At 66.3% G+C, this 22,516-nt stretch carries 25 protein-coding genes, 1 tRNA gene and 1 pseudogene; 9 read left to right on the forward strand and 18 right to left on the reverse strand.

What is annotated here, in order from left to right; translation table 11 throughout:
• Positions 1–3 precede the first annotated feature (3 nt).
• The 3 genes from QM748_RS02770 to QM748_RS02780 all read right to left on the reverse strand — a co-directional run bounded on the left by QM748_RS02770 (position 4) and on the right by QM748_RS02780 (position 1,564).
• Positions 4–666 (reverse strand): FABP family protein, encoded by a 663-nt coding sequence (locus tag QM748_RS02770; RefSeq protein WP_415245541.1) that lies wholly within the window; start codon positions 664–666, stop codon positions 4–6.
• A 63-nt stretch (positions 667–729) separates the two neighbouring features.
• Complete coding sequence (locus tag QM748_RS02775; protein ID WP_415245542.1) at positions 730–1,020, reverse strand: hypothetical protein; 291 nt, start codon at positions 1,018–1,020, stop codon at positions 730–732.
• Between the two features lie 16 nt (positions 1,021–1,036).
• On the reverse strand, positions 1,037–1,564 hold the full coding sequence (locus QM748_RS02780; RefSeq protein WP_415248003.1) for a cytochrome c oxidase subunit 3 family protein: 528 nt from the start codon (positions 1,562–1,564) through the stop codon (positions 1,037–1,039).
• Positions 1,565–1,795: 231 nt separating this feature from the next.
• Here QM748_RS02780 and QM748_RS02785 point away from each other — a divergent pair, with 231 nt between their 5' ends.
• Positions 1,796–2,257, forward strand: coding sequence for a CreA family protein (locus QM748_RS02785; RefSeq protein ID WP_415248004.1), 462 nt, complete (start codon positions 1,796–1,798; stop codon positions 2,255–2,257).
• 6 nt (positions 2,258–2,263) lie between these two features.
• On the opposite strand, the gene QM748_RS02790 is transcribed toward QM748_RS02785, so the two are convergent.
• On the reverse strand, positions 2,264–2,533 hold the full coding sequence (locus tag QM748_RS02790; RefSeq protein ID WP_415245543.1) for a hypothetical protein: 270 nt from the start codon (positions 2,531–2,533) through the stop codon (positions 2,264–2,266).
• 271 nt (positions 2,534–2,804) lie between these two features.
• Between QM748_RS02790 and QM748_RS02795 the strand changes: the two genes are divergently transcribed.
• Positions 2,805–4,637: a sulfatase-like hydrolase/transferase gene (locus QM748_RS02795; protein ID WP_415245544.1), complete on the forward strand. Its 1,833-nt coding sequence runs from the start codon at positions 2,805–2,807 to the stop codon at positions 4,635–4,637.
• Between the two features lie 17 nt (positions 4,638–4,654).
• On the opposite strand, the gene QM748_RS02800 is transcribed toward QM748_RS02795, so the two are convergent.
• Together QM748_RS02800 and QM748_RS02805 are read right to left on the reverse strand one after the other, a co-directional pair.
• Entirely contained in the window at positions 4,655–6,649 is a 1,995-nt protein-coding gene (locus QM748_RS02800) for a peptidase U32 family protein (protein WP_415245545.1), read from the reverse strand.
• Between the two features lie 104 nt (positions 6,650–6,753).
• Positions 6,754–7,107, reverse strand: a complete 354-nt coding sequence (locus QM748_RS02805) for a hypothetical protein (protein WP_415245546.1) — start codon at positions 7,105–7,107, stop codon at positions 6,754–6,756.
• A gap of 53 nt (positions 7,108–7,160) precedes the next feature.
• Here QM748_RS02805 and QM748_RS02810 point away from each other — a divergent pair, with 53 nt between their 5' ends.
• Positions 7,161–8,318, forward strand: coding sequence for a PQQ-dependent sugar dehydrogenase (locus QM748_RS02810; protein WP_415245547.1), 1,158 nt, complete (start codon positions 7,161–7,163; stop codon positions 8,316–8,318).
• Between the two features lie 71 nt (positions 8,319–8,389).
• Positions 8,390–8,758 carry a diacylglycerol kinase gene (locus QM748_RS02815; protein ID WP_415245548.1) on the forward strand — a complete coding sequence of 123 codons (369 nt, stop codon included), beginning with the start codon at positions 8,390–8,392 and terminating at the stop codon, positions 8,756–8,758.
• Positions 8,759–8,803: 45 nt separating this feature from the next.
• Here the strand turns inward: QM748_RS02815 and QM748_RS02820 are convergent, their stop codons facing one another.
• Positions 8,804–9,367, reverse strand: a complete 564-nt coding sequence (locus QM748_RS02820; RefSeq protein WP_415245549.1) for a YcbK family protein — start codon at positions 9,365–9,367, stop codon at positions 8,804–8,806.
• Between the two features lie 39 nt (positions 9,368–9,406).
• Here QM748_RS02820 and QM748_RS02825 point away from each other — a divergent pair, with 39 nt between their 5' ends.
• On the forward strand, positions 9,407–11,116 hold the full coding sequence (locus tag QM748_RS02825) for a L,D-transpeptidase family protein (protein ID WP_415245550.1): 1,710 nt from the start codon (positions 9,407–9,409) through the stop codon (positions 11,114–11,116).
• A 42-nt stretch (positions 11,117–11,158) separates the two neighbouring features.
• Here QM748_RS02825 and QM748_RS02830 read toward each other — a convergent pair whose 3' ends face one another.
• From QM748_RS02830 to QM748_RS02865, 8 genes are all read right to left on the reverse strand, one after another.
• On the reverse strand, positions 11,159–11,386 hold the full coding sequence (locus tag QM748_RS02830; RefSeq protein WP_415245551.1) for a hypothetical protein: 228 nt from the start codon (positions 11,384–11,386) through the stop codon (positions 11,159–11,161).
• The gene (locus QM748_RS02835; RefSeq protein ID WP_415245552.1) at positions 11,383–12,636 is read right to left on the reverse strand and encodes an MFS transporter; all 1,254 of its coding nucleotides are present in this window, start codon (positions 12,634–12,636) and stop codon (positions 11,383–11,385) included. The genes QM748_RS02830 and QM748_RS02835 overlap by 4 nt, the downstream gene beginning before the upstream one ends.
• A 61-nt stretch (positions 12,637–12,697) precedes the next feature.
• Positions 12,698–13,087, reverse strand: a complete 390-nt coding sequence (locus tag QM748_RS02840; RefSeq protein WP_415245553.1) for a DNA-binding protein — start codon at positions 13,085–13,087, stop codon at positions 12,698–12,700.
• A 57-nt stretch (positions 13,088–13,144) separates the two neighbouring features.
• Positions 13,145–13,235, reverse strand: a tRNA-Ser gene (locus QM748_RS02845).
• Positions 13,236–13,354: 119 nt separating this feature from the next.
• Positions 13,355–13,711 (reverse strand): Hpt domain-containing protein, encoded by a 357-nt coding sequence (locus tag QM748_RS02850; protein WP_415245554.1) that lies wholly within the window; start codon positions 13,709–13,711, stop codon positions 13,355–13,357.
• Positions 13,712–14,089, reverse strand: a complete 378-nt coding sequence (locus tag QM748_RS02855; RefSeq protein WP_415245555.1) for a response regulator — start codon at positions 14,087–14,089, stop codon at positions 13,712–13,714.
• Entirely contained in the window at positions 14,086–16,653 is a 2,568-nt protein-coding gene (locus tag QM748_RS02860) for a sensor histidine kinase (protein ID WP_415245556.1), read from the reverse strand. Before QM748_RS02860 ends, QM748_RS02855 begins: the two co-directional genes overlap by 4 nt.
• Positions 16,654–16,677: 24 nt before the next feature.
• Positions 16,678–17,289 carry a response regulator gene (locus QM748_RS02865; protein ID WP_415245557.1) on the reverse strand — a complete coding sequence of 204 codons (612 nt, stop codon included), beginning with the start codon at positions 17,287–17,289 and terminating at the stop codon, positions 16,678–16,680.
• A gap of 191 nt (positions 17,290–17,480) precedes the next feature.
• On the opposite strand from QM748_RS02865, the pseudogene QM748_RS02870 reads away from it, so the two are divergent.
• The 3 genes and pseudogenes from QM748_RS02870 to QM748_RS02880 form a co-directional block, all read left to right on the forward strand.
• Positions 17,481–17,543: pseudogene (locus QM748_RS02870) on the forward strand (DUF2237 domain-containing protein); the annotation flags it as partial.
• 52 nt (positions 17,544–17,595) lie between these two features.
• A complete protein-coding gene (locus QM748_RS02875) occupies positions 17,596–17,862 on the forward strand; it encodes a DUF2237 family protein (protein ID WP_415245558.1) in 267 nt (88 codons plus the stop codon).
• 2 nt (positions 17,863–17,864) lie between these two features.
• Positions 17,865–18,173 (forward strand): DUF1992 domain-containing protein, encoded by a 309-nt coding sequence (locus QM748_RS02880; RefSeq protein ID WP_415245559.1) that lies wholly within the window; start codon positions 17,865–17,867, stop codon positions 18,171–18,173.
• Positions 18,174–18,209: 36 nt separating this feature from the next.
• On the opposite strand, the gene ettA is transcribed toward QM748_RS02880, so the two are convergent.
• The 3 genes from ettA to QM748_RS02895 form a co-directional block, all read right to left on the reverse strand.
• Positions 18,210–19,874: an energy-dependent translational throttle protein EttA gene (ettA, locus tag QM748_RS02885; RefSeq protein WP_415245560.1), complete on the reverse strand. Its 1,665-nt coding sequence runs from the start codon at positions 19,872–19,874 to the stop codon at positions 18,210–18,212.
• Positions 19,875–20,140: 266 nt separating this feature from the next.
• Complete coding sequence (locus tag QM748_RS02890; protein ID WP_415245561.1) at positions 20,141–20,638, reverse strand: glutathione peroxidase; 498 nt, start codon at positions 20,636–20,638, stop codon at positions 20,141–20,143.
• Positions 20,639–20,698: 60 nt separating this feature from the next.
• Entirely contained in the window at positions 20,699–21,475 is a 777-nt protein-coding gene (locus tag QM748_RS02895) for a ferredoxin--NADP reductase (RefSeq protein ID WP_415245562.1), read from the reverse strand.
• Positions 21,476–21,577: 102 nt separating this feature from the next.
• On the opposite strand from QM748_RS02895, the gene QM748_RS02900 reads away from it, so the two are divergent.
• The gene (locus QM748_RS02900; protein ID WP_415245563.1) at positions 21,578–22,504 is read left to right on the forward strand and encodes a LysR family transcriptional regulator; all 927 of its coding nucleotides are present in this window, start codon (positions 21,578–21,580) and stop codon (positions 22,502–22,504) included.
• Positions 22,505–22,516: the final 12 nt, after the last annotated feature.

Below are 22,516 nucleotides of genomic sequence, written 5' to 3' on the forward strand. Positions count from 1 at the left end.
GCGTCATTGCGGCTGAGCGGCGGCCTGCTTCCTGGCCGCCGCCTGTGCGGTGGGATTGGGCGTGGGTTCGCCGATCTTGTGCAGCGTGTTGTGATCCGTGTGGCGGAAGGGTTCTGCCTGGCCCGGGATGATCAGCACGGTTTCCTGCTCGTAGGACCATGTGTCGTCGGCGTTGATCGACACCGTGATGGTGTAGCTGTCCGTTCTGAATGCGTACTCCAGGAAGGGGTTCGACACGATCCCGTTCATCTCGGAGCCGCGCACTGCCTGCAGGCGGAAGGTCTTCGCGTCCGTCGTGGCCTTGCCGACGGCCATCGCCGCCTGTCCGCGCGGTATCGAAAGCGTCTGGATCACGGCACCTGTCGCCGGCTCCCACAGCCAATAGCCGACCTGGTCGTGAAAGGTCTCGACGTCGTCGGGCTTGACGATGCGCGTGTGGTAGCGCAGGCCGTAGAACAGTTGCGGCCCGTTGGTCTGGGCGTCGATGGGCTGCAGTTCGATGCGTTCGATGAATGCCTGCCGTTCCGGGCCGTCGGCCTTCGGATTGACATCGAGGCCGATGGTGCCGGTCCAGATGCCCGCCATTCCCGCCAGCGGCCCCAGATTGGCAAGCGTATCGGGGTCTGGTTCGGGTTCGGTGTAGATGTCCTTGGGAAAGTCGGTCATGGCCGGTTCGGGAGAGATGGAAAGCTGCAAAGCTTGCCACAGCCGATCGGACTCCGGTACGCCTCACAGCAGCGCGCCGGTCACGCGCGCAAGGATGTCGCCGAAGGCGCTGGTCAGGATGACCACGATCGGCATGCCGTAGCAGAAGGTGTACATCGCCCGGCGGATGCGCCGCGTGGCGGTGGGAAGCTCGAGGTAGTAGCCGCAGACGATGCGGACCTTGAGGCCCATCACCAATGCGACCGCCACCGTGACGCCGAAGCCGTGGTCCTGGCCGCCGCCCAGCAAGGCGCCGCCGACGCTGAGCAGCACGAGGCCGAGCCAGGCCAGATCGAGTTTGCGGGTTTCGCTCATGTCGCGCTCTCCGTTCTCATCTCAGCACGTAGAACAGCGGGAAGATCATCAGCCAGATGATGTCGGTGGTGTGCCAATACACCGCGAAGGATTCGAGGCCGGAATATTCCTCGGCCGAGTAGGTGCCGGTCGCGGTGCGCAGCATCACCCAGATCATGCCGAGCAGGCCCCAGAAGACGTGGATCAGGTGGTTGAAGGTCAGGTAGTAGTAGGTGACGATGAACATGCCCGCTTCGCCGTTGAGGCCGTGGGCGAGGTTCCAGCGCACCTCGAACAGCTTGACCACCGGATAGCCGACGCCGAACACGAAGGCGCCGATCAGCCAGCGCAGGCAGGCGCTCTGGCGGCTGGCGCGCATCGAGTGCACCGCGCGCGCCACGCACCAGCCGCTGGTCAGCAGCGTCAGCGTGTAGCCTGTGCCGGCAAGCAGCGAAAGCTGCTCCGGACCGGCATGGAACACTTCCGGGTAATGGGCGCGGGCGATGAAATACACCGCGAACATCAGCACGAACTCGGTGACTTCGCAGAAGATGCCTACCCACATCGCCTTGCTGCCCGGTATGCGGCCGCCTGCGGAAGGGCCTTCGGTGGGCGGGGAGTGCGGCAGGGCGATGGCGGCGTCGGACATGGCAGCTGGGTGAGGCAGGCGGGGGCGGAGATGTCCACGATCTTCCTCCGCTTGACGCGCGCGCACCTTGACCCAGGGTAATTTGCGCCGCGTGATGCGATACTTGCGGCCCTTGCAATCGGAGTTCCGGGAAACGTGAAGAGGATCATGCTGGGCGCCGTGTGCGCCGCATCGCTGCTGCCGTTCTGCGCGCAGGCAGAAACCGTCGGCGCCGTGGATACGGCGTTTAAGTTCATCGGCCGCAACCATCAGATCGTCGTCGAGGCTTTCGACGATCCGAAGGTGAAAGGGGTGTCCTGCTACGTGTCGCGTGCCCGCACCGGCGGCATCAAGGGCACGCTGGGGCTGGCGGAGGATACGGCCGACGCGTCGGTGGCCTGCCGCCAGGTCGGCGAGATCAGCCTGACCGAGGCGCTCAAGCCGCAGGAGGAGGTGTTCTCCGAGCGTTCGTCGATCCTGTTCAAGAAGGTGCGGATCGTGCGCATGGCCGATGCGAAGCGCAACACGCTGATCTATCTCGTCTATAGCGACCGGCTCATCGACGGCAGCCCGCAGAACAGCGTGACGGCCGTGCCGCTGCCGGCTGGCGTGCAGATCAAGCTGCGCTGAGGCGCGTCAGGCCGCGGCGACTTCCTGCAGGCTGCACTTGGCGACGCCGAACTGGGTCTTGACCAGCAGCGGGTAACGCGCACCGCTGAAGCGGCCGTAGTGGCCGATGTTGTAGCCGACGATGCGGCCGGCGACGTGGCCGAGCCGTACCTTGCAGCCGACGCGGTAACCTGCGCCGATCGCGCGGTTGACGGCGATTTCGACACCGTCGGGACATATGGGGGCGTGGGGATGACGGCCCGAGCCTTCCACGACCGTCAGAGGATGGGCGCACATGGTGACCTCTCTGTCTCGATTCCTGAAGCGTGGTTTCTTGCTGCCTGGTTCCGATCTTAGGTCCGGTGACCTTGGGGGCGCGTGAGGCGCGTCACGTCCGGCATGCCCCGACAAGGGCTCCTGCATGGAGGCGTGACGTTTTACCGGCAGCGCGCCAGGCCGGCGCACGGACAGGGTTTTGAGCAAGTCTTTTACACTTTGACGACATCCACTCAGGTAGTCTGGCGCACCTGATTTTCCACCGACGCTTTTGCCCCGAGGAAGCCCCGCCGTGTTCGTGTCCGATCGCCGCCAGCGTGCGCTGTACTGGTTCTTCACCTGGATCGTCTTTGCCCTGCACCTGGGCCGTTTTTTCGACTTTGCCGCGCCGTCGGGGCTGCTGGTCTATCAGCTCGCGCTGGTCGGCAGCTATGCCCTGCTGTTCCTCGCCCCGGTATGGCTCATCGTCCAGCTTGCAGGCCGAATCGCCCCCCGGTCCGCCGCGGTGCTGGCCGTGGTGCTGGCGGGCATCGTGCAGATCGCGCTGTTCGGCGACCACATGTTGTGGAAGCTGTATGGCTTCCACCTCAACGGCTTCGTATGGAACATCCTGACCACGCCGGGAGGCATCGCCGCGCTGGGTTCGTCGGCTTCGACCGAGCGCGATTTTGCCCTGCTCGCCCTTGGCTTCCTCGTGCTGCAAGTCCTGGTCTTCCTCGCTGCACGGCTGCTGGCGCGGGGGGCGGTGCCGGCGCCGCGGCTGGCATGGGTGCTGCCGCTGTTCCTGGTCGTCACCGTCGGCGAGCGCCTGGGCTACGCGGTGAGCCATTTCTACGGTTATACGCCGCTGCTGGAAAACGCCCAGCGCGTGCCTTTCTACCAGCCGCTGACCATGCGCGGCCTGTTCGAGAAGCAGCTTGGCTGGGAGCGTCCGCAGCGGCTCACGGTGGCCGCCGCCAAGCTCGACGGCAGCCTGCGTTATCCGCAGGCACGGCTGCACATCGAGGCGCCGGCCAGGCCGCTGAACATCGTCTGGCTGGTTGCCGAATCGTGGCGGGCGGATACGCTCGATCCGCGGGTGATGCCGCAAACCCATGCGCTGGTCGGCCGGGCACAGCACTTCACCCGCCACTTCTCCGGCGGCAACGGCACCCGCATCGGCGTCTTCAGCCAGTTCTACAGCCTGCCGGCGAACCTGTGGTTCCCGGTGCTGGATGCGCGCGTCGGCAGCCCGCTGATCCAGGTGCTGCAGAATCAGGACTACCAGATCAAGCTGTTCACCAGTGCGCGCTTCACCTACCCGGAGTTCGACAAGACCGTGTTCGTGGACGTGCCGCGCGAGCAGATGGTGGAGGACTCGGAGGGCGAGGGCTGGATGCGCGACCGCCGCAACGTCGATCGCCTGATCGAATTCGTCGATCAGCGTGATCCCTCGCGCCCGTTCATGACTTTCCTGTTCTTCGAGTCGCCGCATGCCAACTACAACTTCCCGCCCGATGCGGTGATCGAGCCGGACTATCTCGAAGACTTCAGCTATGCCGACATGGATCTGCAGCGCAACATCGGCGGCATCCACAAGCGCTACATCAACGCCGTGCATCACCTCGACAGCCAGCTCGGCAAGCTGGTGGAGAATCTCGAACGCCGCGGCCTGCTCGAGACCACGCTGGTGGTCATCACCGGCGACCACGGCGAGGAGTTCATGGAAAAGGGCCGCTGGGGACACAATTCCACCTTCGTCGATGAGCAGGTGCGCGTCCCGCTGCTGCTCCTGGTCCCGGGCCGCGAACCCCGGCGCGTCGATCTCCGCACCAGCCATGCCGACCTGCTGCCCACCGTCCTGCCGCTGCTCGGCGTGACCAATCCGCCATCCGACTATGCCATCGGCCACAGCCTTTTCGATCCTCAGCCGAACCGCGTGCTGCTGGCCGGAGACTGGGACCGCCTCGCCTTCCTGGGTGAGGATTACAAGCTGGTGCTGCCTTTCACCAGCGGCAGCTTCACGGCGATGCAGATCAGCGGCGCCGACGATCGGGCGGTGGCCGACGAATCGGCGGTGCTGCGCGCGACGATGCCGACGGTGCAGGGGGAAATGGGGCGGCTGCGGCGTTTTCTCGGCCACTGAGATGCCGCAGCCGGGGTTCAGTGGCTGGCGTGAATCTCTTTTTGCGCCGCCGCTGGTTTGTTCGGGAAGAAACTCACCTTCTGCGCCACGACGCTGTCGCGCATTTTTGCGATGTGCGGCTTCAGCGCGCCGACGACGTGCATTTCGCAGCGTTTGCAGTCGAAGCGCAGCGTCAGCGTCTCGTTGCCGTTGACCAGCTGCATCGGCTCGGGGCGGATGCCCTTCACTTCCTTGGGGCAGAGGTTGAAGCTGTAGCGCAGGCAGTGCTTGGTGATCATCAGCGAGACCTCGTCGGTGCGCTGGTTCTCCTCGAAGGCGGCGTCGATCAGCTTGACGCCGTGGCGGGCGTAGAAGGCGCGCGCCTTGTCGTTGAGCACGTTGGCGAGATAGCTCAGCGCGTCCTGCGGATAGGGCACCGGCGGCTCGACCGGCTTGGCGCGCGGCGGGCGCGCATGGGCGGCGAGGCGGGCGGCCTCCAGTTGCTCGACGGCATCGCGGCGCAGTGCGTTGAGCTGGCTGGCGGGCAGGAAGGGCATTGCCGGCAGGTCGAGCGCCAGCTTGTCGAGCACGAACAGGGTGTTGCCCAGCTTGCCGATGTGATCGCGCAGCGTGGCCTGGGCGCGCTCGGCGTTCTGGGCCGGCTCGAAAGCGGCGGTGAGCGTGGTCGTGGCGCTGATGCCGTCCTCGTCGGTGAGCGTCAGCGCGAAGCCGTCCGCGGTCGCGGCAAAACGCGCATCGACACGGATGCGGCGCTCGGCGGATTTCTTCTCCAGCGCACGCTCGAATTCATGGTCGTGGTTGCGGAACACCGAAGTGCCGGGTACCAGCTCGGGCGGCAGTGCATCGGCAGGGAAGATGCGGTCGATGCCGTCGCCGCCGCCGTTCGTCTCGGCGCGGTTGACCCGCAGGCCGGCGAGTTCGCCCTTGGGGCCGTACCAGGTCAGGCCGTCGGCGTTGTGGATGGGCGCGCTGCGTTCGACGTCGAAGAACTTGCGGCCCTTGGCGTCGATCTTCGTCACCCGGCCGATCGGTTCGCCGACGAACTTGGGCGACTCGAAGGCCTCGATGCCGTGCCGGCGGTTGTCGGCGAAATAGTCGGTGTAGCCGCGGTTGAAGGTCTTGTCGGCCTGCGGCGTGAACAGGAAGGTGGTTCGGCCGCTGGATGCGCGTCGGTAGGCCGGGCCGTCGGCCTCGGGATGCTCGATGATCTCGTCGAGCAGCGTGCGGTAGTGGGCGGTGATGTTCTTGACGTAGGAGAGGTCCTTGTAGCGGCCCTCAATCTTGAACGAACTGATGCCGGCCGCCGCCAGCGCGCGCAGGTTGGCGCTCTGGTTGTCGTCCTTCATCGACAGCATGTGGCGCTGGCTGGCGATGGTGTTGCCGTCCTTGTCCTTGAGGTCGTAGGGCAGTCTACAGGCCTGCGAGCATTCGCCGCGGTTGGCGCTGCGGCCGGTGTGGGCGTGGCTGATGTAGCACTGGCCGGAGAAGGCCACGCACAGCGCGCCGTGCACGAAGTATTCGAGCTGACAGGAGGTGGCGTCGGCGACCCTGCGCACTTCGGCCAGCGACAGTTCCCGCGCCAGCACGATCTGCGAGAAGCCGACGTCCTGCAGGAAGCGCGCCTTGCTGGCGTCGCGGATGTCCGTCTGGGTGCTGGCGTGCAGCTGGATCGGCGGCAGGTCGAGTTCGAGCAGAGCCATGTCCTGCACGATCAGCGCATCCACGCCGGCGTCGTACAGTTGCCAGATCAGCTTGCGCGCCGGCTCCAGTTCGTGGTCGAACAGGATGGTGTTGGTGGCGACGAAGACTTCGGCGTGGTAGCGGTGGGCATGCGCTGCCAGGCGGGCGATGCCCTCGACGCTGTTGTCGGCCGCCGAGCGGGCGCCGAAAGCCGGGCCGCCGATGTACACCGCATCCGCGCCGTGGTTGATGGCCTCGATGCCGAAATCGGCGGTCTTGGCCGGGGCGAGGAGCTCAAGGGTGTGGCGAGCGGGGGTGTGGCGTGGGTTCATGTCACGGCTCGTCGGCGTTCGGCACGCAAACGCTTGATTGGAAAGGGCGCGATGATAGCAACAGGCCGGCGCGCTGACGAGCGGGAGGCTGTTGCGGAATGCGTTCAGGCCTGCTCGCCGGCGCTACGCCTGGACAGTGCGAAAGGGATCAGCACGAGCAGGCCGATGGCGTCGGCGACCCAGTCCCATGGGTCGGCGGTCCGGTAGCCGGTCTGGCCCTGGGCGATCTCCATCGCCGCGCCGTAGAGCAGCAGGCCGAGGGCGATGCGGAGGGGCCGGTCCGGCCAGCCCGCCAGACCCAGCAATGCGAGTGTGGCGAACAGAGCCGCATGTTCGATCTTGTCCTGCCAGGACACGATCTGCACGATGTCGGGGACCGGCATCAGGGCGAGGTAGAAGGCGGCGATGAGCGCGGCGGCGAAGGCGAAGCGGAAGATCGTGCGAACGGATGAAGTCATGGGGAGTCGGATGGAATGGCGTGCGCCGGTATCGAATGAGGGAGGCTGAAGGAATGAAGGCAACGAGAAAGGGGTTTTATGGTCTGGTATCGGCGGCAGCGTTCGTTGCCGGAGTGTTCGCCTGCGGTCCGGCGGCTGCGGCCGATGCCGTGCTGAGCACCGAGTCCGGACAGGTCAGGCTGGTCGAAGTGGCGCGTGGCCTGGATACGCCGTGGTCCATGGCCTTCCTGCCCGACGGCCGCCTGCTGCTGACCGAACGGCCCGGCCGCATGCGGCTGGTGGGCACGGACGGCACGGTTTCCGCACCGCTGGCGGGCGTGCCCGAGGTGCATGCCCGTGGACAGGGCGGCCTGCTGGACGTGGTGCTGAGTCCGGATTTTGCAACAGACCGGACGATCGTGTTTTCGTTCGCGCAGCCGACGGCCAACGGTGCGCGCACCGCCGTCGCACGGGCGCGGCTGGATGCCGAGGCCTTGAAGCTCGACGAGGTGAAGGTGATCTTTGTCCAGAACGAAGACCCGTCGGGCGGCCATCACTGGGGCTCGCGGCTGGTGTTCGACCGCGAAGGCCGGCTGTTCATCACGCTTGGCGACCGCTTCCATTCGCGCGACCGCGCGCAGGCGCTGGGCAGCCATCTCGGCAAGATCGTGCGCATCGAGCTGGACGGCGGCGTGCCCGGCGACAATCCTTTCGTGAAGCAGGCTGCAGGGGGGGCCAAGGCAGAGCCCGAGATCTGGTCGTGGGGACACCGCAACGTGCAGGGCGCGGCGCTTCACCCGCTGACCGGCGAGCTGTGGGCGCACGAGCATGGCCCGCAGGGCGGCGATGAACTGAACCGGGTGCTGGCGGGCCGCAACTATGGCTGGCCGGTGATCACCTTCGGCCGCGAGTACGTGATCGGCACCCGCATCGGCGAAGGCGCCGAGCGCGCCGACGTCGAGCCGCCGGTCAGGCAATGGACGCCGTCGATCGCGCCCTCCGGCATGGCTTTCTACACTGGCGACGTGTTCCCGCAATGGAAAGGCAACGTGTTCGTCGGCGCGCTGAAGTTCCAGCTGCTGGCGCGCCTGGTGCTGGAGGGCGGCAAGGTCGTGCATGAAGAGCGGCTCGACATCGGCAAGCGTGTCCGCGACGTGCGCCAGGGACCGGATGGGCATCTGTGGCTGCTCGACGAAAGCGACGGGCGAGTGCTGCGCCTCGATCCCGCCTGAACGTTTTTCTCACGTTTTTTGTGCAATGATCGCGCGCTCTTCAAACCACCACTTCAATCCGGAAGCAATCGATGGAAAGCCCGTTCAAAGGCAAGACCGGCCTGCGCAGGGTCTGGAATGCCTTTCACTATTCACTTGATGGGCTGGGTGCTGCCTGGCGCCACGAGGACGCCTTCCGCCAGGAGGCCGTGCTGGCGGTCGTGATGGTTCCGTTGGCGCTGTGGCTGGGCGAGGGCGCGATCGAACGCGTGCTGATGATCGGCAGCGTGCTGCTGGTGTTGATCGTGGAGTTGATGAACTCCGCTGTCGAAGCCACGGTTGACCGGATCTCGCTGGAACGTCATCCGCTGGCCAAGCGTGCCAAGGATGTCGGCAGTGCGGCGGTGATGATCGCCCTGATCAACGTCGCGGTGGTGTGGGGCTTGCTGCTGCTGGGCTGAATATCCGGCGGGCCGCGCAGGTCGGGCCGCGCAGGCCGGATCGGGTCAGGCAGACTTCGGGCCCCAGCTGCGCACCGGCCCGGTGTCGATGTGGACGAAGTCCGAATCCGGGTAATAGCCCACGCCACCGGCGCCGAGTGCCAGGGCCGCGTCGCGCAGGCGCTCGGTGTCGCAGCCGACCAGGCGGACGTCGACCGCCTTGCCGTCCATGTGCAGGCTGCGCTTGGCGACCCCGCCGCCGCCGGTACGGCGCAGCATGCTGTTGGTCTTCGGCGAACGGTAACCCGAGATGATTTCGAAGGTTCCCCCGCCACACGTCACACTCAAGGCGTGGAGGATGTCGTAGAGTCGGGGATCAATGCGGGCGATTTCTCCGGTGCGGAAATCGCGGAACAGCCGGTTCAGGTTCCGCAGCGCAGGTTCGACGTAGCCCTTGCGGTTGCGGTACAGGGTTTCGAGCCGTTCGTCGGTGTGTGTGTGGCGGAAAGCCAGATGGCGGTCCGTGGCAGCATGGGCGGACGAGAACGGCAAGGCCAGCGGCAGCGTGGCAAGCCCTTTCAGGAACAGGCGGCGATGCGCGCAGGCTTGATGGCGGGAAGTCGAGGCCATGGATATTCTTCAACCGACACAGACAGACTCGAAGGCGGCATGCTACCTGAACTCCTGATCGATTGGCGCAAATCATTCGCCACGGCCGGCACGGCATTGGCACTGGCTATGGCCTGTCCTCAGCCGGTGCTGGCGCTTGGCGCCGGACCGGTGGACGAGCGTGTCGTGGAGGACGGCATCGATGGCGGCGCGCTGCCTGAGGCCACCGGCCTGCCGGGCCTGGTCGAAAGCCGTCTGTCGATGCGCGCGGCCGACGATGTCGCCGTGCTGCTCTACCGCCAGCGCGGCTTCCAGCCCGTATGGACGCGGCCGGAACTGCTGCATGGGCTGGTCGAGGCGGTGGAGGCGATCGATGGACATGGCCTCGATCCGGCGGATTTTGCGCCGGAGGCCTTGCGCAGCGAAGCGCTGCGGCTGCAGCAGGAATTGCCGCCCGACAGCGTGGCTGAGCGCGAGCTGCTGTTTACCGACACGCTGGTGCGTCTGGTCCAGCAGCTGCGCTACGGCAAGGTGAATCCCCGCAGCCTTTACCGGGAGTGGAATTACTCCAGGCCGCCGGCACCCCGGGAGCAGGCCGGGCGGCTCGCGCAGCTGCTCGATGCCCAGGCGGGAACGCCCGGGCTGGCTGCGGCCGTACTGGCGCAGGCGCCGGACCTCGAGCTGTACCGGCAGCTGCAGCTCGCCTTGCATCAGTACCGCAGCATTGCTGCGGAAGCGGGTGACTGGCCAAAAGTGTCGATCGGCCCGACCTTGCGTCCGGGTGAGCGCGGCGCGCGGGTGGCCGAAGTGCGTGCGCGCCTGGCGGCCGAAGGCGAGACCGGACTGGCCTCGAGTCCGGATGCCGCGCTGTTCGACGTCGCGCTGGCCGAGGCGGTGAAGCGTTTCCAGCAGCGTGCTGGCCTGGCGGCGGATGCGGCGATCGGCCGCCAGACGGTGGAAGCGCTCAATCTGGGGCCGGCGCAGCGCGTGGCGCAGATCCGTGTCAATCTCGAACGCCTGCGCTGGGTGGCGCAGGACATGCAGGGCGATCATCTGCTGGTGGACCTGACCGGCTACCAGGCTCGGCTCCAGCGTGGCGGGCTGCTCGCATGGTCGTCGAAGGTGGTCGTCGGTTCGCCGAAGCGCGAGACGCCGGCGCTGCTCGACAGCGTGCAGTACCTGGTGCTGAACCCGAAGTGGGTGGTACCGCCGACGATCCTGCGCGAGGACCTGATCCCCGGCGTGATCCGCGATCCGGACTACCTCGCCAAGCGCCGCATGCGGGTGGTGAGCCATGCGGGGGAGCCGGTCGACCCGCAGCAGATCGACTGGGAGGCTGCGCGCAGGCACGGCCTGCCCTACCTGGTGGAGCAGAACCCGGGTGCGGACGGCTCGCTCGGCCGGGTCAAGTTCGCTCTTGCCAATCCTTATCTCATCTACCTGCACGATACCAATGCGCGTTCGCTGTTCAGGCGCGATACGCGGGCGCTCAGCTCGGGCTGCGTCCGGGTCGAGAAGCCGCTCGAACTGGCGGTGCTGCTGCTGGACGATGCGCGGCGCTGGAGTGCGGAAGCGCTGGAGGAGACTTTGGCGTCCGGCAAGACACGCACGGTGACGGTGGTGCGAAAGCTCCCCGTGCTGCTGCACTACGCCACCGCAGGCCAGGACGATGTCGGGCAGCTGCAGTTCCGGCCCGACATCTACGGCCGCGACACGGCAGTGCTGGGGGCGCTGGATGGCCGGGGGCGTCTGGCCGGGGGAGGAGCCTAGTCGCGGACGGCGAGCCGGGCGCGTTGCACCCCGCGCTATTGATCAGCGTTCGTTCGCGCCTGGCGCACCCGGCTCTTCGCGCATCAGGCCAATGGCAAGGCGCAGGCCGAGCCAGGCGTTCATCAGCGCGAAGCCCGCGACCACGGCCATTGCCAGCGGCACCAGCGGATAGCTGCGCAGGAGCCACGCCAGGATCGACGACAGGATGTTGAGCGCCAGCATCATCCAGAATGCCGGATTGCGTGGTTGCCAGAGACGGGAAAACTTCATCGAGGCTCCAGGGGCGAGCGCGTGCCGAGCGTGTTGCGGCGATGGAGGGCATAGACGAACAGCGCCAGCACGACTTCGATGGCGCCGATGCTGACGAACACCGGTGCATGCGGACTGGCGGTGAGGCTGCCGTAGATGGCCAGCAACAGGCTGCTGATCAGCGGTCCGGCGGCGAAGCCGAGCGAGCCGGCCATGTTGAAGGCGGCCAGAGCGCTGGCGCGGCAGTCCTCGCCGCCATAGTGCGCGGCCAGCACCAGTGAGGGAGCGTACATCAGCGCGGCGATGACCCCGCCGGCGGCCATGGTCCAGACGACCCAGGCTGCGGGCACGAAGGCCAGCGCGCCGAGGAATACGCCATACAGGATGCTGCCGACGACCATCATCGAGAATGGGTCCCAGTGGCGCGACAGGTGGCCGGCGGGCCAGGTCAGCAGCGAAAAGGGGATCAGGAAGGCGGCCATCGCCATGCCGATGGCGCGGGTGTCGAAGCCCAGCGTGAGGCCGAAGTAGAGCGACAGCGTCGAGACGATGAAGCCGACGGTGAGCCGGTCGGCGAAGGAGAAGGCGAGCGGTACCGCAAGCGCGCGGCGGGTCCGCAGCGTATCGAGGATCTCGCCGATGGCCATGCGTGGCCGCAGCGTCGTGGCCTCGCGCAGGCCGATGGCGCCGAGCGCCGCCAGAGCCAGCGACAGCAGCCCGCCGCCCAGCGGCACCCACAGCGGATCGATGCCGCCGACCAGACCGCCAAGCGGCGCGCCGGTAGCCACGCCCAGGCTGATCGAGGCGCCGATCGCGCCCATGCGGCCGCCCAGCCCGCCGCGGCCGACCTGGTCCGAACCCAGCGCCATCAGCAGCGACAGCGCGGACATGTGGGCGAAGCCTTCGATCAGGCGAAGACCGAGCAGCAAGGCGTAGCTGTCGAACTGGCGATAGGCGAAGGCGATGCCGAGCAGTGTGAGCCCGTTCAGGGCGAGCGCGCCCACCGCGAGTGTCTTCCGTCTGCCCAGCCGGTCGGACAGCAGGCCGGCGACCGGGGCGCCGATGAGGGCGCCGATCATGTTGATCGACATGAAGAAATGGCTGCCGAACTGCCCCAGGCCGTCGAAGCGCTGCGCGGTGAATGAGGACAGCACCGGCACCATGCCCGTGACCGGCAGCATCAGGCCGAACAGCAGCAGAAGCGGCGCCAGGGCCTGCCACGGAGAACCGTCGCGGGCAGGTGCTGCCGGGAAGGAAGTCGGAATGGCCATGGGCAAAGCGCGGAGGAAGACTGCGCAATGATACGACGCGGGCGCCTGACCAGCCGCGTAGTCAGGGTTTGCGCGTCGGGAACAGCGATCTTGCCGTGCGGTGGCTGGCAGCGAGTTTTTCCGCGGCGTTTTCCATTGCGCTCCAGGAGCCGCCATGCGCCAGATAGGCAGTGACCCAGTCGGGCATCGGATCTTCGCCGGTCCAGGTCAGCGTGCGGCTGGCTGGGTGAACGTAGCGGATCGCGGGCGCGGCTCCGCTTGCCGCTGCCTGGTCGGGCTGCGGGGAGGGCTCGTCCACCGGGGGAGGAGGTGCTGCCGCGGTCACGGCTTCGACTGCAGGCGGTACGGCGGGCGCTTGGGCCGCGCTTTCGCGTGCTGCAATTTCCTGCTTGATCTCGGCAAGCAGCGTCTCCAGTTCCGGGAGGGTGTGCTTGCTCAGGCTGAAAGGCATACGGGGCCGATGCAAAAAAGACCCTGGGAAGAAGCAGGGTCTTTTTGATGACTGTTCTGGCGGACAGGGCGGGATTCGAACCCGCGTCAGGGTATTACCCTGAACACGCTTTCCAGGCGTGCGACTTAAACCACTCATCCACCTGTCCGGGAAGCCGGCAATTATAGTCGCCCGAATGGGAATCGGGAAGAAGATTTTGCAAAGCTTGCGGATTTTCGCACAGGGTTGCCGTGCTGGCCGAATCCGGTATCCGGTGGCATCGGCAGCTCAGCTTCGTTCCAGATAGTCGGCGACTTCGCTGGCAACGGCTGCGAGTTCGTGCAGCAGCGCGTCGATGTCGGACGGTCCGGGCACGAAAGGCGGCGCGGAGGACTTGCAGCGCTGTTCGAGCGTTCTGGCCAGGTCGGCTCCCGCACTGGCGTGGATCTGCGCCAGCGTGCCGCGCAGCGTATGGGTGACGCGCGCGAGTTGCTGAGCGTTGCCTACTTCGGCCGCGGCACGAAGTTCGTGTTCGGCGGTGTTGCGCCAGTCGCCGAAGGCGCCGAGTACCGTGCCGACGATCTCGCGGTTGTCGAACAGGTCGGCGAGCAGGGCCTGGGGATCGAAGTGGGTGTAGGTGGGCATTCAGTCCTGTTCCGGGCTGCCGATGGCTTGCGTCAGCGATGCAAAGGTGATCGGCTTGATCAGGGTGGCGTCGAAGCCGTTGCTCAGAAAGCGCTCGGCATCCTCGCTCATGGCGTGCGCGGTGTAGGCGACGATGCGGATGCCTTGCCATTCGGGCCGGGCGCGGATCAACGCGCAGGCGGCCTCGCCACCCATGTTCGGCATCGAGATGTCCAGCAGTATCGCTGCCGGCTGGATGTCTTCCAGCCGTGCCAGCATGGCGGGCGCGCTGTCGAAGGTTTCGACCGTCCAGCCGAGCCGCTTGAGCAGGGCGCTGGCGACCTTGAGGTTGATGTCGTTGTCGTCGGTGACGAAAGCAAGCTGTGCCGAGATGTTCATGATGTGCTGCGCGTCTTGCTGGATGCGGCCGTGCGGGGCAAGGTCACGGTGAAGGCCGAGCCCGAGCCCGGCGTCGATTCGACGTCGAGCCTGCCGCCCATCATTTCCGTCATCTGGCGTGCCAGGGAGAGGCCCAGGCCGGTGCCGCGATGGCGCCGGGTCAGGAAGTTCTCTGCCTGGTAGAAGGGTTCGAAGATGTGAGGCAGCTCGTTCGCGGGAATGCCGATGCCCGAGTCGGCGACAGTGATCATGATATTTGAATTCTGTTCGCGGACGCGGATTGTAATACGGCCTTCGTGGGTGAACTTCACTGCGTTGGCGAGCAGGTTGTCGATGATCTGGCGCAGGCGGATCGGATCGGCGTTGACCTCACAGGCACTGTCGGGCAATTCGGTGACGAGTTCGACACCCTTGGTGCTGGCGCCGACGCGGTGCAGGGCGGCGATGGCCGACAGCAAGGGGGTGACGGCGACGCGCTGCAGGTCGAGCACCAGCCGGTTGGCCTCGATCTTCGCCAGGTCGAGCACGTCGTTGAGTACCGCCATGAGGTGCTGGCCGCTGTCGCGGATTGTCTCCGCATGCGCTCGCATCTCGTCGTCGGCGGTGTCGAGGCTGAGTACCTCGGCCAGGCCGATGATGCCGTTGAGCGGCGTGCGCAGTTCGTGCGACATGTTGGCGAGGAACTCGCTCTTCATGCGGTTGGCCTGTTCGGCGGTGCGGCGGGCGTCCTCGAGGCGGACGATCGAAGCCTGCACGGCATCGGCCATCCGGTTGAAGGAGTGGTTCAACTGGGCCATCTCGTCGTGGCCGCGGACTTTCAGCCGGTGATCGAGATCGCCGTGCTGGAAGCGGTAGATGCCGCTGATGACGTTGGTGATGCGCCGTGTCAGCAGGTGGGCCATCCAGATGGCGATCAGGATCACGGCGGCGATCATCAGCAGGGTGGATACCGTGATGCCGATGGTGGTCTGGTGCAGGTTGTGGTGGATGTCGGCGATCAGCGCGTCGCGTTCGCCGCGGGTCTTCTGGTCGGAAAGCGCGATCATGTCGGCGATCCGGCGCCCGGATTCGGTGGCGGCGCGGTGGAATTCATCGACGTTGGCGCCGATCGTCACGTAGCCGAAGCCGCGCGGCGTCTTGCCGTAGTCGCCGGTGTAGTAGGGGATCGTCGCCACCGTGGTGAGCTTGTTCAGGCCGCTGAAGAAGATGCTGAACGAACCCGAGCCGCCGTGTTCCGTCAGGTCGTGCCAGCCGCGGCATTGCGGCGAGAAGTTGAGGTAGCGGCAGTCCAGCGAAACCCAGCCGGACGACACCGACGCCGGGTGGGCCTGGCGCGACAGGCGCTGGTCCCGATAGGGTTCGATGCGCGGCGCGAATGCGTGCCAGGGCAGGCCGCTGGCCTGCCATTCGTCGTACAGCTCGGTGTCCAGCAGCGGCGGGGCCGGCTGGCCGGTCGCAGGATCGAAGCCGTGGATGTAGTAGTCGCGGGCGTGAGAGATGTTGCGGCCCAGGTAGTCCCACATGAAGGCGTAGTTGCCCGACTCCGGGTCGGCGATCGGTGCGCGGCGTGCGGCGGTGGGGCGCACATGGTCGGTGAAGGCCATCAGGTGCGCGTGGTCGAGCGCGAGCGTGACGTAGCCGACGATGCTGCCGTGCTGCACGACCGGCGTCGCCCAGCGGATGAGGCCTTCGAAGCGTTTGCCGACGGGATTTTCCAGGCCGGCGTAGCCGGACTGCTCGGGAGCGAAGGCTTGCTTCTTCCCGCGAGCCGCCTCGGGCGTATATGGGCCGATCCAGTGAGTCCGGACCTGGGCGCCGATCACGTCGGAGACGTGGATTTCCCCTGGCTGGAGTTTCTGCAGCGCAGGCCAGTAGCGTTCGGCGTGGACGAAAGTGTTCTCGGGGCGGCTGATGTCGCGCAGTGCGGGCGACAGCAGGCGCGCTCCGCTGGGGCTCAATTGCTTGATCTGCTCGACGCCGTCGAGTCCGATGAAAGTGATTTCGAGGAACAGCGGCTGGGGACGGGTCTTGGCGGCGCTGCTGGGGCCGCGATAGTGGAGATTGTGCGCGTTGTCCGGCAGCGGGGCACGCACCGGACGGGTGTCCGGCGCCGGGGGATCGACTTCGACCCAGCTCTTGCCGTCATCGCTCGGCCGGTAGGCGCCATGATCCTCGAGCAGGCGATGGTGGTTGTCGATGAAGCGCCGGTAGGGGGCCGCCGCGGGCTCGATGGCGGCGGCGCGGCGGATGTCCTGGTCCCGGTCGTAGAGGAATTGCGCGACTTCGTGGGCGATGCCGGTGGTGAGCTCCTCGATGGCTTCGCGCGAGCGGTTGTCGAGTGCTTCGATGGCGTCGTCGATCGCGGTCTTGCCGGTGATGCGCTGGGTCTCGCGCATCGCGTCCGACATCGATACCACGCGGTAGGTGACGCGGCGCGCCAAGTCGCTGGTGGCGCCCCAGGCGAAGAGCGCGAGCAGCAACAGCGGAACCACCTTGATCGCGACGAAGATCGCAATCAGTTTTGCGCGCAGGCTCAGCGCCTCGACCAGGGACAGGATGCGCATTCGCGAACCCGTTGCCGCGAAAAGCTAGCGCATGCGCTTGTGCTGGGCGACCATGGCCTGCATGTAACCCTGCAGCTGATGGAAGGGTACGGGTTTGCGATAGACGGTCACATCATCGGGCAGGCCGCCTTCGGCCTCGATCTCTTCGGCCGTCAGCGCCGAGACGACGACGATTGCGGTCTCGCTGGCGACCGGGTTCTCGCGCAGCCGGCGGATCATCTCGAAACCGTCCAGCCCAGGCATGCGAAGGTCGGATATCAGCAGATCGGGCGGTTGCCGGCCGAGCTCGACCAGGGCGTCGAGGCCGTGGTCCAGCACGCACAATTCGATGTCCATCGGCCAGTTGGCGAAGGTTTCGCGATAGAGCGTCTGCAGCAGGCTGTCGTCCTCGACCACCACCACGCGGAGCTTGCTGCCCTCGTGGCGCTGGCGGGCAGGCGTGCTGGCCTGCTGGCTGCGGGCGAGCAGGGCATCGACCGAGTCCTGCCGGATGCGGCGATGGCCACCGGCCGTCTTCCAGCCGGCCAGCGCACCACTTTCGACCATCTGCTGAACGGCTCCGAGCGACAGGCCGAGCTGGCGAGCGGCTTGGGCGGTACTGATGAATTCGCGATTGGAGTCAGTGTTGCGCGCCATGAGCAAGGAATCCGACAGATTTCGTAAAAGGGCTAAAATAACAGCAATCGCGATGCAGCAGCAAATGCGAATGTAATCTAATCGAGAATGCGTATCGGGCAGACGCATTCCGTAAGCAAAACTCTATCCTGTCCGCATTTCGGCGCAGGAGCGTGTTTGCCGCCGGGGCGGGCAGAGTTGACTGGACAGGCATGAACACCTCGAGAAACGTATTGGGCGGGCCGTTGCTCGCCTGCAGCTACGCACCGTTCACCGGTTTCTTTCGTACCGGCTGCTGCGAGACGGGTGCGGAAGACCTCGGGCGGCATGTCGTCTGCGTGCGCGTCACCGACGAGTTTCTCCGTTTCTCGCGCAGCGCCGGCAACGACCTGTTCTACGCCGAGGCCGGAATATCGCTTTGCCGGGCTGAAAGCGGGTGACCGCTGGTGCCTGTGCGCGCTGCGCTGGAAGGAGGCCTGGCAGGCCGGCGCGGCGGCGCCGGTGGTGCTGGAAGCGACCCACGAAGCCGCGCTGCAGGTTGTCGATCTCGACACCCTGAAGGCCCACGCCTACGGGGCTGCGACGGGACACTGAGCTTGCCGTCGATCCACGACGTCCTCGCCGAGCAGCGCATCGCCGATGCCTTGCGCCGCGGCGACTTCGATCACCTGCCGGGCGCGGGCAGGCCGCTGGTGTTCGGCGACGATGCGCTGGTGCCGCCGGAGCAGCGCATGGCCAACACGATATTGCGCAACGCCGGTTTCTCCCCGCCGGAGATCGGCTTGCGCAAGGAGATCGCCCGGCTGCGCAGCGAGATCGCGGGCCTGGAGGATGGGGAGCGGCGCACCGCCTTGCGCAGGCGGCTGGCGCTGCTGGTCCTGCAGTTGGCGGAAACGAGGCGCTGAACGGCGGCGCCAGCGCTGGCGCCGCCTCCATGTGGGTCAGCGCGCGATCGGCTTGTAGCGGATGCGCTTCGGCTTGGCGCCTTCCTCGCCCAGGCGTTTCTTCTTGTCTTCCTCGTACTCCTGGTAGTTGCCGGCGAAGAAGGTCCATTGCGAATCGCCTTCTGCCGCCAGGATGTGGGTGCAGATGCGGTCCAGGAACCAGCGGTCGTGGCTGATCACCAGCGCGCAGCCGGCGAATTCCAGCAGGGCGTCTTCCAGCGCGCGCAGGGTCTCGACGTCGAGGTCGTTGGACGGTTCGTCCAGCAGTAGCACGTTGCCGCCCTGGATCAGGGTCTTGGCCAGGTGCAGGCGGCCGCGCTCGCCGCCGGACAGGTTGCCGACGATCTTCTGCTGGTCGCCGCCCTTGAAGTTGAAGCGGCCGATGTAGGCGCGGCTCGGCATCTCGAAGCGGCCCACGGTCAGCACGTCGGCGCCTTCGGCGATGGCATCGAATACCGTCTTGTCGTTGGCCAGGCCGTCGCGGCTCTGGTTGACCGCGGCGATCTTCACCGTCTGGCCGACCTCGACGCTGCCGGAATCCGGCGTGTCGCGGCCCTCGATCATCCTGAACAGCGTCGATTTACCCGCGCCGTTGGGGCCGATGATGCCGACGATGGCGCCCGGCGGGATGCTGAAGCTGACGTTGTCCATCAGCAGCTTATCGCCGAAGGCCTTGCTGACCTTGTCGAACTCGATGACCTTGTCGCCCAGGCGCTCGCCGGGCGGGATGAAGATTTCCTGCGTCTCGTTGCGGCGCTGGTATTCGACGCTGGCCATTTCCTCGTAGCGGGCCAGGCGGGCCTTGGACTTGGCCTGGCGCGCCTTCGGGTTCGAGCGCGCCCATTCCAGCTCCTGCTTCATCGCCTTCTGGTGCGCGGCTTCCTGCTTGGCCTCCTGCGCCAGCCGCTCGCCCTTCTGCTCCAGCCAGGACGAATAGTTGCCCTTCCACGGGATGCCATGGCCGCGGTCGAGTTCGAGGATCCACTCGGCAGCGTTGTCGAGGAAGTAGCGGTCGTGGGTGACGGCCACCACGGTGCCGGGGAAGCGGGTCAGGAACTGCTCCAGCCATTCGACCGATTCGGCGTCGAGGTGGTTGGTCGGTTCGTCCAGCAGCAGCATGTCGGGCTTGGACAGCAGCAGCTTGCACAGCGCGACGCGGCGCTTCTCGCCGCCGGACAGATTGCCGATGACGGCGTCCCACGGCGGCAGGCGCAGTGCGTCGGCGGCGATTTCCATCTGGTGCTCGATGTCGCTGCCGGCGGTGGCGAGGATGTTCTCGTACTTCGCCTGTTCCTCGGCCAGCTTGTCGAAGTCGGCGTCCGGTTCGGCGTAGGCGGCGTAGACCTCTTCCAGCTTCTGGCGCGCCTCCATGATCTCGCCGAGCGCGGATTCGACTTCCTCCTTCACCGTCCTGGCGGGGTCGAGCTCCGGCTCCTGCGGCAGGTAGCCGATGCGCTGGCCGGCGAGCCATTGGACTTCACCGTCGTATTCCTTGTCCACGCCGGCCATGATGCGCAGCACGGTGGATTTGCCCGAGCCGTTGAGGCCGAGCAGGCCGATCTTGGCGCCGGGGAAGAAGGAGAGCGAAATATCCTTGATGATCTGACGTTTGGGCGGAACGATCTTGCTCACGCGCAGCATCGACATGACGTACTGGGCCAATTGCTTACCTCGCAGACGGTTGGGGTCGGGCGAAAAGGCGGCAGTCTACCCGAGCGGCGCGGCGCTGGCATCCTGGAGGGGAGGCTTCATGTGGCCTCATCTCTTGCAGGCTGGAGCGAAGTGCTGCCGTCCTCAAGCTTTCTCCGTGCGAGGAGTGCTTTAGCCGGGGGCGCCGAGCCGCGAACAGGGCTGCGATGCGGCTTCCACGGCCGTGTTCGCGGCTGAAGCCGCTCCGACACGCTCTTGCGGGGGACGGGATTTGTTTTTCAGTCCTGTGCTTCAGCCAGCATGGCTTCGATGTCCTGCACCAACTCCTCGGGCGTGGTCGTCGGTGCGTAGCGCTCGATGCGCTGGCCGTCGCGGCTGACGAGGAACTTGGTGAAGTTCCACTTGATCGCCTCGGTGCCGAGGATGCCCTTGGCGTGCTGCTTCAGCCAGACGTACAGTGGATGGGCGCCGTCGCCGTTGACGTCGATCTTGGCGAACATCGGAAAGCTGACGCCGTAGTTCTTCTCGCAGAAGGCGCCGATTTCCTCGGCGCTGCCCGGTTCCTGCGCGCCGAACTGGTTGCACGGAAAACCGAGCACCACCAGGCCGCGGTCCTCGTAGGTCCGGTACAGCTTCTCGAGTCCGGCGTAATGCGGGGTGAGGCCGCACTGGCTGGCGGTATTGACGATCAGCAGCACCTTGCCGGCGTATTCACCCAGCGTGGTGGAGCCGCCGGCCAGGCGTTCGACTTCGATGTCGTGGATGGAAGAAGACATGCGAGGCTCCGAAGGGGTTGGGGAGGGTTGGAGCCCCGCATGCTTGAAAAGGTTGCGCGTTTATTTCTCGACGAAGGCGCGCTCGATCACGTAGTCGCCCGGCTGGCCGATGCGCGGCGACATCTTGAAGCCACGGGCGTCGAGCATGGCGCAGCAGTCGGCGTTCATCGCCTGGCTGCCGCAGATCATCACCCGGTCCCGCGCGGGGTCGAGCGGCGGCAGGCCGATATCTTCGAACAGCTTGCCCGATTCGACCAGCGTGGTGATGCGGCCGTTGTTGCGGAAGGGCTCGCGGGTGACGGTCGGGTAGTAGATCAGCTTGTCGCGGACCTGTTCGCCGAAGAACTCGTTCTGCGGCAGTTCCTGGGTGATGAAGTCGGTGTAGGCCAGTTCGGACGTGAAGCGCACGCCGTGGATCAGCACCACCTTGTCGAAATGCTCGTAGGTTTCCGGGTCCTGGATCACGCTCAGGAAGGGCGCCAGGCCGGTGCCGGTGGCGAGCAGGTAGAGGTTCTTGCCGGGGTTCAGGTCGTGCAGCACCAGCGTGCCGGTGGGCTTCTTGCTGACGATGACCGGGTCGCCTTCGCGCAGGTGCTGCAGGCGCGAGGTCAGCGGGCCGTTCTGCACCTTGATGCTGAAGAATTCCAGGTGCTCTTCGTAGTTGGGGCTGGCGATGCTGTAGGCGCGTGTCAGCGGCTTGCCGTTGACGTCCAGGCCGATCATCACGAACTGACCGTTCTCGAAGCGCAGGCCCGGGTCGCGGGTGGTGCGGAAGCTGAACAGGGTGTCGTTCCAGTGATGGACGCTGATGACGCGTTCGGTAAGCAGGTTGCTCATGGCGGGCGCTCTTGCAGGGCGATTGAAAATGGCCTGCATTCTAGATGCGCCGATTTACTTGTTTAGTGGATAATTTTCATATGAGTTACCAGTGAAATAGATATGAGATTCACCTTGCGCCAGATCCAGGTCTTCGTCGCCATCGCCAGCAACGACAATGTGTCGCGCGCGGCGGAGGCGCTGAGCCTGTCACAGTCTGCCACCAGCGCGGCGCTGGCCGAACTCGAAGGCCAGTTCGACCAGCAGCTGTTCGACCGTCACGGCAAGCGCCTGCGCCTCAACGAACAGGGCAGGCTGCTGCTGCCGCGTGCGGTCGAACTGCTCGACCGCGCCGAGGAAATGGACGCGCTGCTGCGCGGCGAACGCGGCCTGGGCAGCCTGCGCGTCGGCGCCACGCTGACGATCGGCAACTACCTGCTGCCGCTGATCGTCTCCGAGTTCCTGCAACGCCACCCGGAGAGCCGGGTCAAGCTCGAAGTGCGCAACACCGCCACCATCACCGCGATGCTGGCGCGCTACGAGATCGACCTCGGGCTGATGGAGGGCCTGGTGGTCGACCGCGAGCTGGAGACCGAGCAATGGGTCGAGGACGAACTGGTGGTGTTCTGTGCCCCGGGCCACCGCCTGGCCGGTCGCGAGACGGTGGACTTCGGCGAGATCGCCAGCGAACCCTGGATCCTGCGCGAACACGGCTCCGGTACGCGCGAGACTTTCGACCAGGCCTTGCGCCACTGGCCAGGCGGCGTGCTGCCGCGGCTGGAGCTGGAGCACACCGAAGCGGTGAAGCGCGCGGTGGAAAGCGGCCTGGGGCTGGGCTGCCTGTCGCGGCTGTCGCTGCGCGACGCCTTTCGCCGCGGCAGCCTGGTGCCGCTCGAAACCCCCGGACTGGATCTGAAACGGCACTTCTGTTTCGCCTGGCACCGCGGCAAGTACCACAGCGCGGCCATCCGCCGCTTCCTCGACGATTGCCGCGCCTTTGCCGCCGGCGCCCGGCGCAGCGACGAGATTCCGCTGCCGGCGGTGCGCTGAGGCAGAATACAC

Origin of the sequence: Thauera sp., from assembly GCF_047601425.1 — a bacterium.
GTDB lineage: Bacteria > Pseudomonadota > Gammaproteobacteria > Burkholderiales > Rhodocyclaceae > Thauera.

Bases quoted from the DNA above. Each gene is read 5' to 3' on its own strand.
- QM748_RS02770 (WP_415245541.1), bottom strand. From the start codon at position 666: ATGACCGACTTTCCCAAGGACATCTACACCGAACCCGAACCAGACCCC.
- QM748_RS02775 (WP_415245542.1), bottom strand. From the start codon at position 1,020: ATGAGCGAAACCCGCAAACTCGATCTGGCCTGGCTCGGCCTCGTGCTG.
- QM748_RS02780 (WP_415248003.1), bottom strand. From the start codon at position 1,564: ATGTGGGTAGGCATCTTCTGCGAAGTCACCGAGTTCGTGCTGATGTTC.
- QM748_RS02785 (WP_415248004.1), top strand. From the start codon at position 1,796: ATGCTGGGCGCCGTGTGCGCCGCATCGCTGCTGCCGTTCTGCGCGCAG.
- QM748_RS02790 (WP_415245543.1), bottom strand. From the start codon at position 2,533: ATGTGCGCCCATCCTCTGACGGTCGTGGAAGGCTCGGGCCGTCATCCC.
- QM748_RS02800 (WP_415245545.1), bottom strand. From the start codon at position 6,649: ATGAACCCACGCCACACCCCCGCTCGCCACACCCTTGAGCTCCTCGCC.
- QM748_RS02805 (WP_415245546.1), bottom strand. From the start codon at position 7,107: ATGACTTCATCCGTTCGCACGATCTTCCGCTTCGCCTTCGCCGCCGCG.
- QM748_RS02810 (WP_415245547.1), top strand. From the start codon at position 7,161: ATGAAGGCAACGAGAAAGGGGTTTTATGGTCTGGTATCGGCGGCAGCG.
- QM748_RS02815 (WP_415245548.1), top strand. From the start codon at position 8,390: ATGGAAAGCCCGTTCAAAGGCAAGACCGGCCTGCGCAGGGTCTGGAAT.
- QM748_RS02820 (WP_415245549.1), bottom strand. From the start codon at position 9,367: ATGGCCTCGACTTCCCGCCATCAAGCCTGCGCGCATCGCCGCCTGTTC.
- QM748_RS02825 (WP_415245550.1), top strand. From the start codon at position 9,407: ATGCTACCTGAACTCCTGATCGATTGGCGCAAATCATTCGCCACGGCC.
- QM748_RS02830 (WP_415245551.1), bottom strand. From the start codon at position 11,386: ATGAAGTTTTCCCGTCTCTGGCAACCACGCAATCCGGCATTCTGGATG.
- QM748_RS02835 (WP_415245552.1), bottom strand. From the start codon at position 12,636: ATGGCCATTCCGACTTCCTTCCCGGCAGCACCTGCCCGCGACGGTTCT.
- QM748_RS02840 (WP_415245553.1), bottom strand. From the start codon at position 13,087: ATGCCTTTCAGCCTGAGCAAGCACACCCTCCCGGAACTGGAGACGCTG.
- QM748_RS02850 (WP_415245554.1), bottom strand. From the start codon at position 13,711: ATGCCCACCTACACCCACTTCGATCCCCAGGCCCTGCTCGCCGACCTG.
- QM748_RS02855 (WP_415245555.1), bottom strand. From the start codon at position 14,089: ATGAACATCTCGGCACAGCTTGCTTTCGTCACCGACGACAACGACATC.
- QM748_RS02860 (WP_415245556.1), bottom strand. From the start codon at position 16,653: ATGCGCATCCTGTCCCTGGTCGAGGCGCTGAGCCTGCGCGCAAAACTG.
- QM748_RS02865 (WP_415245557.1), bottom strand. From the start codon at position 17,289: ATGGCGCGCAACACTGACTCCAATCGCGAATTCATCAGTACCGCCCAA.
- QM748_RS02875 (WP_415245558.1), top strand. From the start codon at position 17,596: ATGTCGTCTGCGTGCGCGTCACCGACGAGTTTCTCCGTTTCTCGCGCA.
- QM748_RS02890 (WP_415245561.1), bottom strand. From the start codon at position 20,638: ATGTCTTCTTCCATCCACGACATCGAAGTCGAACGCCTGGCCGGCGGC.
- QM748_RS02895 (WP_415245562.1), bottom strand. From the start codon at position 21,475: ATGAGCAACCTGCTTACCGAACGCGTCATCAGCGTCCATCACTGGAAC.
- QM748_RS02900 (WP_415245563.1), top strand. From the start codon at position 21,578: ATGAGATTCACCTTGCGCCAGATCCAGGTCTTCGTCGCCATCGCCAGC.